The following is a 14,528-nucleotide window of genomic DNA, read 5'->3' as shown; positions in this document are numbered from 1 at the left end:
GGGATGTTTTGGAGGGTCTTATGGAGTTTCAAGAGCTTGAAGGCGAACAGATGGCCAAAATTAAGGTCATCGGCGTGGGAGGCGGCGGCGGAAACGCCGTGAACAACATGATCGCGTCGGCCTTGAAAGGTGTTCGCTTTGTGACGGCCAACACGGACATTCAGGCCCTGGCGCGTTCCAAGGCTGAGTTCAAGATCCAACTGGGGGAAAAGCTCACCAAGGGCCTGGGGGCCGGCGCCAATCCCGAAGTGGGGCGCGATGCCACCCTGGAGTCCATGGACCAGGTCAAGAAAATCATCGGCGATGCGGACATGGTCTTCGTCACCGCCGGCATGGGCGGCGGCACCGGCACGGGCTCCGCGCCCGTCATCGCGCAGTGCGCCAGGGACCTGGGGGCCCTGACCGTGGGCGTGGTGACCAAGCCCTTCTATTTTGAAGGCAAGAAGCGCAAGGAATCCGCCGAGCGCGGCATTGCCGAACTGCGCCAGCACGTGGACAGCCTCATCACCATTCCCAACGACCGGCTGCTGGCCCTGGCCGCCAAAAAGGCCACCTTCATCGAAATGCTCAAGAAGGCGGACGAAGTGCTGTACTACGCCGTCAAGGGCATCTCGGACCTCATCATGCTGCCCGGCCTCATCAACCTGGACTTCGCCGACGTGAAGGCCGTGATGGGCGAAATGGGTCTGGCCATGATGGGCACGGGCATTGCCCGGGGCGAAAACCGCGCCCGCGAGGCGGCCATGAAGGCCATCACCAGCCCGCTGCTGGAGGACGTGTCCATCGAAGGCGCCAAGGGCGTGCTCATGAACATCACCTGCGGCCCGGATTTGACCATCGACGAAGTGAGCGAGGCGGCGTCCACCATCTCCGAAGCCGCCCACGAAGACGCCCGTATCTTCTTCGGCACGGTCTTCGATCAGGACTCCACGGAAGAAATGCGCATCACCGTCATCGCCACGGGCATCGAAACTGCGGCGGAAATGGCGCATGTGGCCATGCCGGGCATGGCGCAGGGGCTCACCCGCGCCCAGTTGCAGCAGGCTCGCGAGGGCGGGCAGGGCGGCAATGTCACACCCTTGCGCGGCGCCAAACCGCCGGCGCGTCCGGCCCCGCAGCCCCCGGTCCGTGGCGGGTACGGCGGGCAGGGCGGTCCGGGTGGCCCGGGTGGTCCGGGCGGTGGCAACGGCTCGGCCATGGCGCACGAAGGGCTTTCGCCCATGACGCCGGGTCTCAAGGCCCGCAAGCAGGCCGGCCTGGAGGACGAATGGTCCATTCCCGCCTACCTGCGCTATCGCAAGGGGCAGGAAGACGCCCATCTTGGACCCATGGGCTCTCACGCCCCGGGGGAGGATGATTTCGTGTTCGATGAAGACGAATTCGAGATTCCCTCGTTCATCAGGAAGCAAGCGGACTAGGCTCCCCACCTGGTACCGCGTGCCTTGGGACCCCTGGTCCCAGTCGCACTCCATACCCCCATCCCCCCGATTCGGCTTGAAGGAGCGGCCCCCCAGACCGTTCCTTCAAGCCCGGGCCGGAGCCCTGCCGGCAGCGTTCAGGCGGCCGCGGCCCGCAAGCGATGTCCACGTTCAGCGGTGAAGTTTCCTTGAAAAGAGCTCTCGGGGGAAACCCTTTCTGAAGAAAGGTTCTTCCGCCCTTCAAGGACTGGCCTCCTTTCCAAAAGACTTTTTATGGTGAGTCAAGGTCACTAGTAAAGTTTTGGAAGGGGAGAGCGCGAGAGGGGAGAACCTTTTTCCAAAAGGTTTCCCCCCTCGCAAAGATCTTCCTCAAGAATAAAATGCGCTAGTGCTTCTCGCCCATGTCGGTCATGGTCGCCTGGAGTTTGCGGGCCAAGTCGGCCAGGCTCTCCACATTGGCGTGCGAGTCGGCCATGGCGTCCACCACCTGGGTGGCGATGTCGGCAATCTCGCTGCTGGACCGGGTGATCTCGTCGCTGGCGGCGGATTGCTCCTCGCTGGCGGCAGCGATGCTCTGCACCTGGGCGGCGGTTTCTTTCACCAGATCGCGGATGGCGGTCAGGGAATCCCCGGCAGCGTGCACCTGGCTGGCCACGGCGCCGATGGTGCTGGCGTTTTCCTGGGTGGCGGCAATGCTGGTCCGGGTGCTGTTCTGGATCTGAGTAATGTAGCTGCCCACTTCCTTGGTGGCGTGCATGGTCTTTTCCGCCAGCTTGCGCACTTCGTCGNATGGCGGCGTTCAGGGCCAGCAGGTTGGTCTGGTCGGCAATGTCGTTGATCACAGTCATGATCTGCCCGATGCCCTCTGCCTGTTGCCCCAGCACGGACATTTCCTGCGCCAGCGTCTCGGATTTGGCATGCAGCCCGTCCATGGCATCCACCACCTGATGCACCATGGACGCGCCGGTGTTGGCCGTGTCCTGGGCTTCGGTGGCGCGGGTGGCGGCGTGGTTGGCGCTGGAGGCCACTTCCAGAATGGTGGCGTTCATCTGCTCCAGGGCGCTGGCCACCTCCTGGGCCCGGTGGCGCTGCTCGTCCGCGCCCTTGCCGGCGATCCGGGTCTGCTGCTCCAGCTGCGCGGAGGCCTCGGCCAGATCCGTGGCAATGCCGGCGGCCGCCTGGGCTGCCTGGGCCAGACGCTCTTTCTGGGCATTGATGGTGCGTTCGTTACGCACGGTATTGGTGAAGTCCATGATGGTGGTGAAGCCGCCAATGAGCTTGCCGTCCAGGTCCATGATGGGCGCGGAGGCTACGGAAATGTACTTGGTGTTGCCTTTCTGGGACACGACTTCCGTTTTGGCGAACTTGCGCTGACGCTCCGTGATGGCCTGCTCGGAGATGGTGGATCTGTTGTCGCCATAAAAGAACTGGGTAAAGGACCTGCCGTAATGGTCCTCAGGCTTTCCGGTATACTCCAGCAACTTGAGCAGGCTTTCATTCATCCATTTGATGCGGCCATCCTCGCACACCACCACCATGGGGGTGATGACGTTGGAGATGACGGCGTTGGAGAAGCCGACCTTCTCCTTGAGCACTGCCAGCATGTTGCGGATGGCCGCCTGCAGCTTTCCCGTCTCCAGAATGCATTCTGCGGATAAATCAACGTTCATATTGCCTGCAGCCACTTCCTCGGCGCAGTGGATCAGATGATCCAGCGGAGACAAGGCCTTGTGCAGCAGGCAATACGTCCCGAGAAGCACCACAATCACGGCTCCCAACACAATCAGGACGAGCCCCTCGCCACCAGATGCAGCCATGAGGCCCACAAGCGCGAGAATCGCCAGCCCCAGTGACAGTGCAACGCGTTTTAACATGAGTCTCCCCCTGAGCTTGAAATGGAATGGTGTGGCATGCAAAAAATGATCCAATCTAAACAATGCAGCAAGGCAAGGCGGATACAGAAAGGGCCTCTGTCCCGTCGGCAGCGTGATGGGGCATTACGACCCACTTGGCTTTGGTGGCCGTGCCCGGAAGCCGCTTTGTGTCGCGAGTGTCACTTCCCGGCGATCTGGATAATGGTGCACCAATCTTGAATAAATCTCAATGTGTCAAAAAGATCCAATGCATTTGGCGCAAGGGAGCGCTTTTGACACAAAGCTGTCACATCTGAGGCGGTTGCTCCGGCTGTGTACGTTTTGCATCGCAGCGGAGTGTCCCTGTCCGGGGGCATAATGTGCTGGCGATGCTAGAAATTGTTAAGAAAAGATTGAGCATTAATGAAGAATACGACCGCTGAAGACGCATCCTTCTTGAATATAATGATATTTTGAAAACTATCCATGTTGACAGCACCCTTTGTTTTCTCATAGGGTCTAGCGGGTATGGTTGCCAAGGTGGTGCATTCGCCGGTGCCCGCCAGTGTGTGCAAGGCTGTCGGGCGTTGTGCCGGCAGGCCGCCAGTGTGCTGAATCCGCCAGCATGGCTGCTGTTGATGTGAGGAGCCGTCTCAACGCCATGGATCCATCCCGCCCCGCCGTATCCACCAGCATGCATGCTCAGAGCCCGCATCTCGACCGGCTTATGAGCATCATTTGCAGCGTCTTCGACGCGTATTCCGCCGTGCTGTACCTGCAGGACCCTAAAGCGGCCGGGACGTACCGCATGGCTGCGCGGTTCAGCCTGGGGGATCGGCTCAATGTGGGGGCGATGGTTGCCCCTGGGCGCGGTCTGGCTGGCTGGGTGGTTCGGAACAATCAGCCGCTGCTGGTGAACGATCTGGTCAAGAAAAAGGGCAAGATCGAATACTACGACGAAGAAGAGCGCCAGCTCATCCGTGCTTTTATGGGCTGCCCCTTGCGCCAGGCCGAGGGCGTGGTATGCGTGGACTCCAAGCGCTCCCACTGCTTCAGCGAGAAGGACCAGAAAATCCTGCATCTGTTCACGGACCATGTGCAGTCCTTGCTGCATCAGTTTGAGGAAAGCGACGCCACAGTCTGCGACAATCGCTACTACCAGTGCCTGCAGCAGATTCAGGCCCTGCGCCGCCAGCTGAGCCGCTGGCCGGACTTCCTGCAGCAGACGCTGGCCCTGCTTTCCCAGACCACCGGATTCGAGCATGTGTTCCTGGCCGTGCGGGACTCCACCGGCGCGCATTACACGCTGGAAGGAACCACCAAACCCTTGCTGCCGCCGGGCAAGGAGATGGAATCGTTTGATTTTGGCATGGGGCTGGTGGGCTGGGTGTTCAAGAACAACGTCAGCTTTTTCACGGGGGAGCATGAGGCCACGGTGCAGCTCTCCCCGTTGTTCGGCAAGAAGATCAAGACACCGCCGGTCAAAAGCGCCGTGTGCCTGCCCCTGGTGGTGCACCGCATTGCCCGGGGAGTATTGGGGTTGGCGCATCCTGAGCCGGTGGTCATTGATGCGGCCATGAAGTCCTTTCTGCAAATGGTGGCCGATCAACTGGCGCTTTTTCTGGAAAACTTGTATCTCAAACACCGCCTGCAGGAGGCCCCCCGGGCCATTGCCCAGGCGAACCTGTTTTCCTGATTCTCACAGACGTCACCCTTGCGGCGCGGGCGTCCGCGCGGGACACGAATTCGCCCTGGAGCGTGTATGTTTTTCAACAGACTGCTGGGATTTTTGGGCAAGGATCTGGCCATGGACCTCGGCACGGCCAATACGTTGCTCTATACCCCCAAGCAAGGCATCGTGTTGAACGAGCCGTCGGTGGTGGCGTACGAGACCCCCAGCAACCGCATCATCGCCGTGGGGGCGTCCGCCAAGGAACTCGTGGGCCGCACGCCGGGCAACATCGTCACTGTCCGGCCCATGAAGGATGGGGTGATTGCGGATTTTGACGTCACCAAAGCCATGATCTCGTACTTCATCCACAAGGTCATCACCGGGCTCAAGTTCGTCAAACCGCGCATGGTCATCTGCGTGCCCACAGGCATCACGGCGGTGGAAAAGCGTGCCGTCATCGAATCCGGGCTGGATGCCGGGGCGCGGGAAGTCCTGATGATCGAGGAGCCCATGGCCGCGGCCATCGGCGCGGGGTGTCCCATCCATGAGCCCACGGGCACCATGGTGGTGGATATCGGCGGCGGCACCTCGGAGGTGGCGGTCATCTCCATGGGGGCCATTGCCTACGCAGAAAGCGTGCGCGCGGCCGGAGACTGGATGAACGCCACGGTGCAGCGCTTTTTTCAGGAACGACACCAGCTGTTCATCAGCGAAAACATGGCCGAGGCGGTGAAAATCGGCATCGGCTCTGCCTACCCGCTGCCCGAGCCGCTCAAGATGAACGTGCCCGGCAAGGACGTGATTGGCGGCGGCCCCAAGTCCGTGGTCTCCACAGACGAGGAGATCCGGCAGGCCTTGCAGGAGCCGGTCAAGACCATCGTGCGCGCCGTGCGCAAGGCTCTGGAAAAGACCCCGCCCGAGCTGGTGGTGGACGTGGCCCGCAACGGCATTCTTCTGGCCGGGGGTGGGGCGCTGCTCAAGGGCCTGGATCAGCTCATCCAGCGCAACACCAACATTCGCGTGAATGTGGATGACGACCCCCTGACCACCGTGGTCCGCGGCACAGGCCGTTCCCTGGAAGACATGCAGCGCTACAAAAACGTGTACATCAACTGATGTCCATGCTGGCTTCGGAGTCTTCCATGCAGTCCCTGACGTCCGGACTTCTGGACAGTGTGCGCCAGGCCGGTGCGCTCATCCGCGAGGCGTGGCGCACGCCCAGCACCGTGCAGCACAAGGGACGCATCGACCTGGTGACCGAGACGGATCTGGCCGTGGAGGCCGCCCTCAAGGTCTCCCTGGCGCAGGTGTATCCCGGGGCCGCCTTTCTGGCTGAGGAAAGCGCCGAAGACCTGGACCGCGCCGCCCTGCTGGCCGGGCCCTGCTGGGTGATCGATCCCCTGGACGGCACCACCAATTTTGCCCACCGGCTGCCCTTTGTGGCGGTATCTGTGGGATTGTGGACAGGAACAGGCGTGGATCTGGCTGCAGTGTACAATCCCATGCTGGACGACATGTTTCACGCCGTGCGCGGCGGCGGGGCCTTCCGAAACGGGGCGCCCATGGCCGTCTCGGCAGCGCGGCAACTGCAGGATTCCCTGGTTTGCACGGGCTTCCCCTATGCCTCGGCCGACGACCCGGCCCTGGCCGCCCGCATTGCCGCCTGGATCCAACGCATGCTGGCCGCCACCCGGGGACTGCGCCGCTACGGGGCCGCCTCGCTGGATCTGGCCTATGTGGCTGCCGGACACTACGAGGCCTTCTATGAACTGGGCCTCAAACCCTGGGATGTGGCCGCGGGCTGGCTGCTGGTGGAAGAAGCCGGCGGCACGGTATCGCCCATCCTTGAGGATACCGCGTATTCCCTGGATTCGCCCTCCATCCTGGCCACCAATGGCCGCGTGCACCAGGCCATGCTGGACCAGCTCAGGGCGTGAGGAGCAGGCCCGCGGCGTTCTGGCTGCCAGGAAAAAGCTGGCCACGCTCGTGCAGATGCACCAGCCCGGGCGTGAGGACGTCCACATAGTCCCGGATGAGGTAGTCCATTTCGTCCGCATCCACAAACATGCCGCCGTCCAGCTCGGCAGGATTGGGGCGCGGCACGGCATGCACCCGGCCGACGGTGAAGACGGTGACGAATTCGTAGCCGGTCAGCGGCGTGGCCGGCACCTGCAGCCTGCCCATCAGCCGCTCCGCCTGGATGTCCAGCTCCTCGAACAGCTCGCGCCGGGCGGCGTCCTCCAGGCTTTCGCCGGCCTGCACGTGCCCGCTGGCGGAGACGTCCCACCGGCTTGGGTACACGGCTTTGGTCCGGCTGCGCTGCTGCAGATAGAGCTTGCCCTGCGGGTTGTACACCAGCACCAGCACGCTGCGGTGAAAGAGCTGCTGGGCATGCACCACCGGCAACGGCATGACGGCCAGGGGCCTGTTGCGGAGATCCACCACCTCCACCAGCTCGGCGCCGGGGTTGCGGGCCAGCCAGGCTGCGGGCGCGCCCGAAGCGATCATTGCAGGCAAGACGCCGGCAGGGCCGGCAGCAAGGGAATGTTCCATGGAAGCACTTCCTGATCTGGAATCTGTTGCATTGACGCTAGAACGTCTGGGCCCGACAGACGTGCTCCAGTTGGCCGCGCTGGAGCGCATCTGCTTTGCCTGCCCCTGGAGCGAAGCCCAATACGCCCAGTTGCTGGAAGACTCCCGGGTGCGGGTGGTGGGGGCCAGCCATGGCGACGTGCTGGTTGCGTACTGCTCCTTTTACCACGCCGGGGATGAGATGGAAATCCTCAACCTGGCCACCGCCCCGGACTGGCGGCGTCGCGGTCTGGGCCGGCGCCTGCTGGCCTTCGTCTTGCGTATTGGCCAGCAAATGGGCATAGAACAGGTGGTGCTGGAGGTGCGCGTCACCAACACGGCCGCCCGGGCACTGTACGACGGCATGGGCTTTGTCCAGGTCGGCGTGCGCAAGGGCTACTACCCGGATACCGGCGAGGACGCCCTGGTGCTTGTCCGCGCGCTGCACGGTGCGGACGGTCATTCCACATGCAACGACCATCGAGGAATCCATGAAAAAGCTGATGGCGGCAAACTGGAAGATGTACAAAACCCGTGAAGAAGCGGCCATGACCATCGCCGCGCTCATGCTGGCCGTGGGCATGCCGCCTGCGGACAGGGAAGTTCTTGTTTTCCCACCGTTTACAGCCATTGAGTGCGTGAGCGCCGGCATTGGCGACGCCGACGGCTATGCCGTGGGCGGGCAGGATGTGTACCCGGCTGCCGAAGGGGCCTTCACAGGCGAAATCTCCCCGGCCATGCTCAAGGATGCCGGCGCCACCTGGGCGCTGACCGGCCACTCCGAACGCCGGCACGTTCTGGGTGAATCCGACGAGCTCGTGGGGCGCAAAACAGCCTTTGCCCTGGAGCAGGGGTTGCATGTGGTGCTGTGCATCGGGGAAACCCTGCAGGAACGCGAAGCCGGCCAACTGGCCGCCGTGCTCGCCCGACAGCTGGAAACCGGCCTGGCCGGCGTGCCCAAGGACGTTGCTGTCGCCAATTTGGCCATCGCCTATGAACCGGTCTGGGCCATCGGTACCGGCAAGGTGGCCGGCCCGGCGGAAATCCTGGACGCCCACGCCACAGTGCGCCGCCAACTGCAACAATTGCTGGCTACTGGAAGCGAGTTGCGCATTCTGTATGGTGGCAGCGTCAAGCCGGAGAACACCGCCGAGATAATTTCTCTTGACAACGTGGACGGCGTATTGGTAGGAGGTGCCTCTTTGCAGGCGGAAAGCTTCAGCCGAATTGTGCTGGCCTGAGCCCGCACCGCAAGGCCTCACCCCATGACACGGACATATTGATGGAAACCTTGGTCCTCACACTGCATATCATCGCCTGCCTGGTGCTTATCGTCCTGGTGCTCTTGCAGTCTGGCAAGGAAGGCATGGGCGTGATCTTTGGCGGCGGGTCCAGCTCCCTGTTCGGCGGCTCCGGCGCGGGCGGGTTGTTGGTGAAAATTACCGCCATGGCCGCAGCAATTTTCTTGACAACCTCCCTCGGTTACAATTATTTGAATAAATCCGGCCGCAATGACGACGGCAGCGTGATGGATGCCGCCATCGTCAGCACGCAGGGTGCGCCTGAAAACGCGACCATGCCTCCCGCCGGCCTGCTCATTGAAGAAAAAGGCGCTGCACCGGACTTCTCCGTCAAGGAAAGCTCCGAAGCCGCTGCGCCAGCTCCCATGCCTCCGGCTGCTGCGTCCAACCAGACACAGTAGTTGACGAGTGCCGAAGTGGTGGAATTGGTAGACACGCTATCTTGAGGGGGTAGTGGACACCTGTCCGTAGGAGTTCGAGTCTCCTCTTCGGCACCATCTTTCAAAAAGCCGCCTGCAACTGCTGCAGGCGGCTTTTTGTATGGCCTCTCCCGCACGTTGCGCGGCATGCCTGCCTGCTGTCGCGGGCCGAAGGCGTCTGGCATATGTTTGTGGCCGGTTTTCGCCATGACGCACACGGAGTATTACGCTATTTTACCAGATGCTGCCTTGGCGCTTTGCGCCGAGTCGAGTATGCAAGCCTTGAAGCAGCGCCCCCTGGCCTGTTCCAGGGCTGACTCCCTGACGCGCGCGTCGCGTTTCGGTCGGATGGTTCTCATCTGGCGCGCCGCTGGCGCATTCAGCCCTTTTTGCAACGGGTAGGCATGCCCCCCAGACGTTGGGGCAGCGTGCCGGCCATCTTTTCGCCCTTCTGGGCCGAGGTCGCATGAAAATTGCCAAAGTGCTTTTCCCCAGCGCATGCGTGGTTGTTGGTGCATGCCTGGCGGTGGCCGCGCTGGACCTGGCATTTCGGTGGTATGAATCGCACCACCTGATCCACAATCTTGAGGACCTGCCGGGGCCGTTCAACCTCCAGGAGCTGGGGTATCATCATCACGGTCAGCCGGTGCCCCGCAACAAGACGGCGGAGACCTTCCGCATCCTGAGCCTGGGCGATTCCTTTGCCCACTCCGTCACCACGTCGGAAAACACCTACGCGGCCATGCTGGAAGCGGCTCTCAACGAGACGGTGGCCTCCCGTCCGCAGGGGGCCCGCTCGGTGGAGGTGATCAATCTCGGCGTGCCGAGCGTCTCGTTTCCCGAGTACCTCAAGCAGGGCCGGCACTGGTCGCCGCTGCTAGAACACGATGCGGTGGTCCTCAACATTTATGCCGGCAACGACTTCCACGAGGCACGGGATGTGCCCCTCTCGACGGCGGTTCGGGAGCGGCTCAATGTCCAGGTGGGCCTGGGGACGCACATTCCGCGCACGCATCTCTTGCGGTTCATGGATTATCTGGCGGCGTTCGTGAAGTCTGGCACCATCCAGCCGCCGAAGGTCATGGATGCGCCGTCTGACTATGATCCTGTCCTCATCGGCGAGATGGATGCCGAAACCTACCGCATGGTCATGCTCATTGCCGCCAGGCGGTATGCGCCGGCGTTGCACGAGGAGTTTCAGCCCTCCCTGGCCTGGTGTCGGGAGGCCATGCGATTCCTGGCCGAGGAAGCCCGCCAGGGCCGGGTGGTGCGCATTCTGGTGAGCCCGCCGCATTTCTGGCATGATCCGCACTGGCTGCAGGAAGTGCAGCAGGCGCCGGAGTTTGCCGGCCAGCAACTGGACCCGGACCTGCCTGCGGTCCTGGTGCGTCAACTGGCTGCCGCCGAGGGGCTGGATCCCGACGTGGTGCTTGATCTGCAATCCGCCCTGCAGCAACGGGCGGCCGCCGGCGAGACGCTGTATCTGGGCACCAATTCGCATTGGACGGTGGCTGGCAACGCTGTGGCTGCCGACGTGCTGGAGCGCGCCTTTGCGCCGGTGCTGGCGGCCTGGCCGGGGAAGGCGGCGTTTTCCGCATCGCAGCTGGGGCTTGCTGCGGCTGCCCGCGCGGTGCAATAGGGCACGGTATCCTTGAAAGGAATGCTCGGGGGAAAACCGTTTTGAAGCACGGTTCTTCCCCCGGTCCCCCTTTCCAAAGACGTTGATTGTGATTCACAGCCACTCGCAACGTGTTGGAACGGAAGCGCGCGCGAGGGGAGAGCCTTTTTCAAAAGGGTTCCTCCCTCGCGCGGGCCTTTTTCAAGGGGACTGTGGGCCCCGTCGCGTCCTGTCGCGCCCCGTCGCGTTCTGTCACGCCGGGGACGCCAAGGCGTCCGTGTGTTACAGCGCTTTGGCGGCGGCCAGGGCGGCGGCGTAGTCCGGTTCCTGGGTCACTTCCTTCACCAGTTCATAATACGTGATGACGCCCGCGGCGTTCACCACCAGCACGGCCCGGGCCAGCAGCCGCAGTTCCTTGATGAGCAGGCCATAAGCCAGGCCCAGGGAGGCGTCGCGGTGGTCGGAGAGGGTCTTCACCTGGGCAATGCCCGCCGCGGCGCACCAGCGCTTCTGGGCAAAGGGCAGGTCCATGGACACGGTGAGCACGGGCATGTCGCCCAGGCCGCCCGCTTCCTGATTGAAGCGGCGGGTTTCCATGTCGCACACGGGGGTGTCCAGGGACGGCACGGTGGAGAGGATGAAGGCTTTGCCGGCAAGGGAGGCCAGCGTCACGGGGCTGAGGTCGTTGTCGAGCACGGTGAAGTCCGGGGCATTCATGCCCACGGTTACCGGGGTGCCCACCAGGGTGAGGGGATTGCCGAGAAAGGTGACGCCGCCGGGAAACTCTTGCATGGGTCATGCTCCTTATACGGATGGGATCCTGTGGAAGACCCCGCCGCACCAGGGCGGGGCCTGGACGGGAGCATAGCCTGTGGCGGATTTTTTTTCCAGTGCCGCCTGCACTGCTGCGAAAGAAAGGCTGTCAGGCGAGATCGGCCTTGGAGAGGACCATGATCAGCCGGCGGATGACGTCCACGTCAAAGCGGTCGCGGCGTTCCTTGAGCCAGCTCAGGGCCTCAAAGGGGGTCTTGGCGGGGCCTTCGGCTGTGGCGCGGGTGAGGTTCTCGTAGACGTTGCACAGGGAAAGGATCTTGACCGGCAGGGGGATGTCTGCACCGCAGATGCCGGAAGGGTAACCCTGCCCGTTTTCCATCTCGTGATGAAACAGGATGCACTGGATGGTGAGCTGGTGCAGGGGCAGGGATCCGGCCACCACCACGCCCAGGGTGGGGTGGCTGCAGGCCATGGCCATCTCCTGCGGGGTGCGCTCGGAGGGCTTTTTGGCAAAAATGAACTGGGGCAGCCGGATTTTGCCGATGTCATGAAAGATGGCGCCCAGGCCCAGGCCGGTGAGGGTCTCGTCGTCGAAGTGTTCGTAGGTCTGCGCCAGACTCAGGGCCAGGACCATCACGCCCAGGCTGTGGTGGTACTCGGAGTACCCGCGGGAGACATAGGAGGCAATATTTTTCAAGGCATCAGGATTTCTGATGAAGTCCGTCGAGCTTTGCACCATGTGCTCCACCCGGGCAAAGCGTTTCCCGGCCAGGGAGCGCGAGAGGCGTTCCTGATAAATATCCTTGACCAGCCCTGCGGCGGACTGACCCCAGAGCAGGGCGCGATCGTCCACGGGAATGCCGTCGTCATCCAGCATTTTCGGCAGGTTGCGGTGAAGGTATTCCTCGTAGAACTTCTTTTCGTGGGCGTGGATGTAAAGCCGGTGAATGCCCATGGCGGCAAGCCGGTCCCGATGCGCAGGGGTGAACTGTTCGCCACGGCGGCAATACAGCAGCAGCCTGTCCTGGTGGCGCAGCATGACGGAGAACCCGCCAGTGGTTTGAGGCAGGATGGCATGCGGAGATATTTCTACCACCGAAACTTCGTCGTATTGCTGGTCCTTCACCATGCGCGCGGGTGCCTGCAGTTTGGCGATTGGTTGTGGATGTGCCATGGTCAACTCGGATGGCAGGCACTGCCGGCACAGCCGGTCAGGACCTTTTTGCGTTCCGGGTTTTTTGCTGCCGTGTCCTTGTGGCAGGCAAGGCAGCTTGGTGCAGCAGCCGCACCGGGACCATGCACGATCTTGTAAAACGATTTTTCGGATTTGTCTTTGGCGTCGAACACATCGTGGCACCCGGCTTCGGAACATTTGGGCATGGGGTTTTCCCCATCCCATGGGTGATGACACGTACGGCACTCCAGCGCGCCATGGGCGGCATGAGGGAAAACCACCTCTTTTTTCAGGTATCGCAGGGTCAGGGGCGAACTGGGGGATTGGGGAGCCGCCACAGCTCCCACAGCAGCGGCCAGCAGCACCACGCTGAGTACGAGGCAAGCCGGCAGCGCATTCGGCATAATCCACCATCCTGAGCGAAGATAGTAACGGGACATCCAACCTATACACGCGCTGCGAGATAAAGGCAATCAACGCCGGGGGGCTGCGGCGGGAAATCTGCGGGATAGTTGGCGCAAAAGGCCCTAAGCAGGCTAAAACAGTGCCCTCAGGGCGCCGGTGGGCGAGGCCTATGGCGCTTGAATTTGGGGGAGAAACCGGATGCTGCGGGTGCGGTCGATGAGCTTGGGCAGCTTGCGTTCCACAATTTCCATAATCAGCAATGAGGGTTGCTGCTTCTCTATGAATGCGGGATCAAGGCTTTGGTTCTGGGGAGTGGTGATGATATCAAAATCCTGTGCCAAAAACTCCGGCAGGAACACAGAGAAGGAATCGCCGTAGAGCACAACGCGAGGCCGCTGCACACCGGCAGCAACAGCCGTGGCGTTGCGATCGTGCAGCGGAGTCAACTGCATGTTCACATCCTGCACATCGTCAGCCAGGATGACCATATGCGCCAGGTCGCCGCCATTGCGGGGGATTTCCGTCACGGTGTAGTCCGAGAGCTGCAGCGGAGCCCAGATGCCATCCTTGCCGGCTGCCGTCAGACGGGGGGCCATCTGTTCCTGCAGCAGTTGCGTGGCGTACATGGCGCCCAGACTGGTCCAGTGAGAGTCGGTCTTGTAGTAGATGCGTTCCTGTTTGTGCGCCAACAGTCGGGGCGTCGGGTCCACCACCAGGGGGGTGGCGTGCTGGCGCATGTGTTCCATGAAGATGGCCAGCCGGTTGGGCCGGGGCACCGGGCCAAGGCCCGGCGGCAACTTCTCTGGAAAAATCATAGACTTGTTGGGCGCAATGAGCAGGGCGAACACAATGCCGCGGGCACGGCACCATTCGTCCCAGGCATTGAGATTGACGGTAATTTCCGCCAATTCTGCCTGGGTCAATAGGGTGGTTCCCCTATATGAGGCGATGGGGTCAATGGTGGGATCTGCGTCGGTGAAAAACAGCCAGCCATCGCGTCCGAAGACCACCTTATTTACCTGGATGGCCCCCAGCAGGTGGTATTTGGCCAGCACGTAGGCCCGGATCATGGTGGCGCGCAGGCCAAAGTGGTCGCTGTACCAGCGGTCGAACTGTTTGGGCAGTCGCGACAGGTCGCGCATGGTCTGCGGAAAGGCCGGCAATTCGGCTTTCAGCCGCAGCTCGAAGTCGCTTCGGTGCAGCTCCACCCCGCTGAATTGCATTATGCTGGGCGCGAGCAGCGCCAGAAGAAACATGGCCGTCAGCGCCCATTGCATATGCCGGGCAAGCGGGGAGAGCGGGGTGACGTGCTGGGACTGCATC

General features: G+C 62.3%; 13 protein-coding genes, 1 tRNA gene and 1 pseudogene. 9 read left to right on the top strand and 6 right to left on the bottom strand.

What is annotated here, in order from left to right:
• Positions 1-20 precede the first annotated feature (20 nt).
• Positions 21-1,418 carry a cell division protein FtsZ gene (ftsZ, locus tag DGI_RS01610; protein ID WP_021758881.1) on the top strand — a complete coding sequence of 466 codons (1,398 nt, stop codon included), beginning with the start codon at positions 21-23 and terminating at the stop codon, positions 1,416-1,418.
• A gap of 385 nt (positions 1,419-1,803) precedes the next feature.
• On the opposite strand, the pseudogene DGI_RS19560 reads toward ftsZ, so the two are convergent.
• Positions 1,804-2,956 (bottom strand): annotated as a pseudogene (locus DGI_RS19560) (methyl-accepting chemotaxis protein).
• A 1,042-nt stretch (positions 2,957-3,998) separates the two neighbouring features.
• Between DGI_RS19560 and DGI_RS01600 the strand changes: the two are divergent.
• The 3 genes from DGI_RS01600 (at position 3,999) to DGI_RS01590 (ending at position 6,880) form a co-directional block, all read left to right on the top strand.
• Positions 3,999-4,967 carry a GAF domain-containing protein gene (locus DGI_RS01600; RefSeq protein ID WP_051286401.1) on the top strand — a complete coding sequence of 323 codons (969 nt, stop codon included), beginning with the start codon at positions 3,999-4,001 and terminating at the stop codon, positions 4,965-4,967.
• A 66-nt stretch (positions 4,968-5,033) separates the two neighbouring features.
• Entirely contained in the window at positions 5,034-6,059 is a 1,026-nt protein-coding gene (gene mreB / locus DGI_RS01595; protein WP_021758877.1) for a rod shape-determining protein, read from the top strand.
• 26 nt (positions 6,060-6,085) lie between these two features.
• Positions 6,086-6,880: an inositol monophosphatase family protein gene (locus DGI_RS01590; protein ID WP_021758875.1), complete on the top strand. Its 795-nt coding sequence runs from the start codon at positions 6,086-6,088 to the stop codon at positions 6,878-6,880.
• On the opposite strand, the gene DGI_RS01585 is transcribed toward DGI_RS01590, so the two are convergent.
• On the bottom strand, positions 6,870-7,496 hold the full coding sequence (locus tag DGI_RS01585; RefSeq protein WP_327023098.1) for an NUDIX hydrolase: 627 nt from the start codon (positions 7,494-7,496) through the stop codon (positions 6,870-6,872). The genes DGI_RS01590 and DGI_RS01585 overlap by 11 nt on opposite strands.
• Between DGI_RS01585 and rimI the strand changes: the two genes are divergently transcribed.
• From rimI to DGI_RS01560, 5 genes are all read left to right on the top strand, one after another.
• The gene (rimI, locus tag DGI_RS01580; RefSeq protein WP_081696796.1) at positions 7,495-8,052 is read left to right on the top strand and encodes a ribosomal protein S18-alanine N-acetyltransferase; all 558 of its coding nucleotides are present in this window, start codon (positions 7,495-7,497) and stop codon (positions 8,050-8,052) included. The two genes, DGI_RS01585 and rimI, sit on opposite strands and share 2 nt — an antisense overlap.
• A complete protein-coding gene (gene tpiA, locus DGI_RS01575) occupies positions 8,006-8,755 on the top strand; it encodes a triose-phosphate isomerase (protein ID WP_021758871.1) in 750 nt (249 codons plus the stop codon). Before rimI ends, tpiA begins: the two co-directional genes overlap by 47 nt.
• 41 nt (positions 8,756-8,796) lie before the next feature.
• Positions 8,797-9,216: a preprotein translocase subunit SecG gene (gene secG, locus DGI_RS01570; RefSeq protein ID WP_021758870.1), complete on the top strand. Its 420-nt coding sequence runs from the start codon at positions 8,797-8,799 to the stop codon at positions 9,214-9,216.
• A gap of 9 nt (positions 9,217-9,225) precedes the next feature.
• Positions 9,226-9,312: transfer RNA gene (locus DGI_RS01565), tRNA-Leu, on the top strand.
• A gap of 388 nt (positions 9,313-9,700) precedes the next feature.
• Complete coding sequence (locus tag DGI_RS01560) at positions 9,701-10,873, top strand: hypothetical protein (RefSeq protein ID WP_021758869.1); 1,173 nt, start codon at positions 9,701-9,703, stop codon at positions 10,871-10,873.
• A gap of 261 nt (positions 10,874-11,134) precedes the next feature.
• Here the strand turns inward: DGI_RS01560 and tpx are convergent, their stop codons facing one another.
• The 4 genes from tpx to DGI_RS01540 all read right to left on the bottom strand — a co-directional run bounded on the left by tpx (position 11,135) and on the right by DGI_RS01540 (position 14,527).
• Positions 11,135-11,644 carry a thiol peroxidase gene (tpx, locus tag DGI_RS01555; protein ID WP_021758868.1) on the bottom strand — a complete coding sequence of 170 codons (510 nt, stop codon included), beginning with the start codon at positions 11,642-11,644 and terminating at the stop codon, positions 11,135-11,137.
• 130 nt (positions 11,645-11,774) lie between these two features.
• The gene (locus DGI_RS01550) at positions 11,775-12,800 is read right to left on the bottom strand and encodes an HD-GYP domain-containing protein (protein WP_081696795.1); all 1,026 of its coding nucleotides are present in this window, start codon (positions 12,798-12,800) and stop codon (positions 11,775-11,777) included.
• 2 nt (positions 12,801-12,802) lie between these two features.
• The gene (locus tag DGI_RS01545; protein WP_021758866.1) at positions 12,803-13,204 is read right to left on the bottom strand and encodes a cytochrome c3 family protein; all 402 of its coding nucleotides are present in this window, start codon (positions 13,202-13,204) and stop codon (positions 12,803-12,805) included.
• A 168-nt stretch (positions 13,205-13,372) separates the two neighbouring features.
• Positions 13,373-14,527, bottom strand: coding sequence for a DHHW family protein (locus tag DGI_RS01540; protein WP_027192999.1), 1,155 nt, complete (start codon positions 14,525-14,527; stop codon positions 13,373-13,375).
• Position 14,528: the final 1 nt, after the last annotated feature.

The sequence above is a fragment of the Megalodesulfovibrio gigas DSM 1382 = ATCC 19364 genome (assembly GCF_000468495.1).
GTDB lineage: Bacteria > Desulfobacterota > Desulfovibrionia > Desulfovibrionales > Desulfovibrionaceae > Megalodesulfovibrio > Megalodesulfovibrio gigas.
Note: the sequence above shows the minus strand (reverse complement) of the source record. Positions and strands in the feature narration are given on the sequence as shown.

Bases quoted from the DNA above. Each gene is read 5' to 3' on its own strand.
- ftsZ (WP_021758881.1), top strand. From the start codon at position 21: ATGGAGTTTCAAGAGCTTGAAGGCGAACAGATGGCCAAAATTAAGGTC.
- DGI_RS01600 (WP_051286401.1), top strand. From the start codon at position 3,999: ATGAGCATCATTTGCAGCGTCTTCGACGCGTATTCCGCCGTGCTGTAC.
- mreB (WP_021758877.1), top strand. From the start codon at position 5,034: ATGTTTTTCAACAGACTGCTGGGATTTTTGGGCAAGGATCTGGCCATG.
- DGI_RS01590 (WP_021758875.1), top strand. From the start codon at position 6,086: ATGCAGTCCCTGACGTCCGGACTTCTGGACAGTGTGCGCCAGGCCGGT.
- rimI (WP_081696796.1), top strand. From the start codon at position 7,495: ATGGAAGCACTTCCTGATCTGGAATCTGTTGCATTGACGCTAGAACGT.
- DGI_RS01585 (WP_327023098.1), bottom strand. From the start codon at position 7,496: ATGGAACATTCCCTTGCTGCCGGCCCTGCCGGCGTCTTGCCTGCAATG.
- tpiA (WP_021758871.1), top strand. From the start codon at position 8,006: ATGAAAAAGCTGATGGCGGCAAACTGGAAGATGTACAAAACCCGTGAA.
- secG (WP_021758870.1), top strand. From the start codon at position 8,797: ATGGAAACCTTGGTCCTCACACTGCATATCATCGCCTGCCTGGTGCTT.
- DGI_RS01560 (WP_021758869.1), top strand. From the start codon at position 9,701: ATGAAAATTGCCAAAGTGCTTTTCCCCAGCGCATGCGTGGTTGTTGGT.
- tpx (WP_021758868.1), bottom strand. From the start codon at position 11,644: ATGCAAGAGTTTCCCGGCGGCGTCACCTTTCTCGGCAATCCCCTCACC.
- DGI_RS01550 (WP_081696795.1), bottom strand. From the start codon at position 12,800: ATGGCACATCCACAACCAATCGCCAAACTGCAGGCACCCGCGCGCATG.
- DGI_RS01545 (WP_021758866.1), bottom strand. From the start codon at position 13,204: ATGCCGAATGCGCTGCCGGCTTGCCTCGTACTCAGCGTGGTGCTGCTG.
- DGI_RS01540 (WP_027192999.1), bottom strand. From the start codon at position 14,527: ATGCAGTCCCAGCACGTCACCCCGCTCTCCCCGCTTGCCCGGCATATG.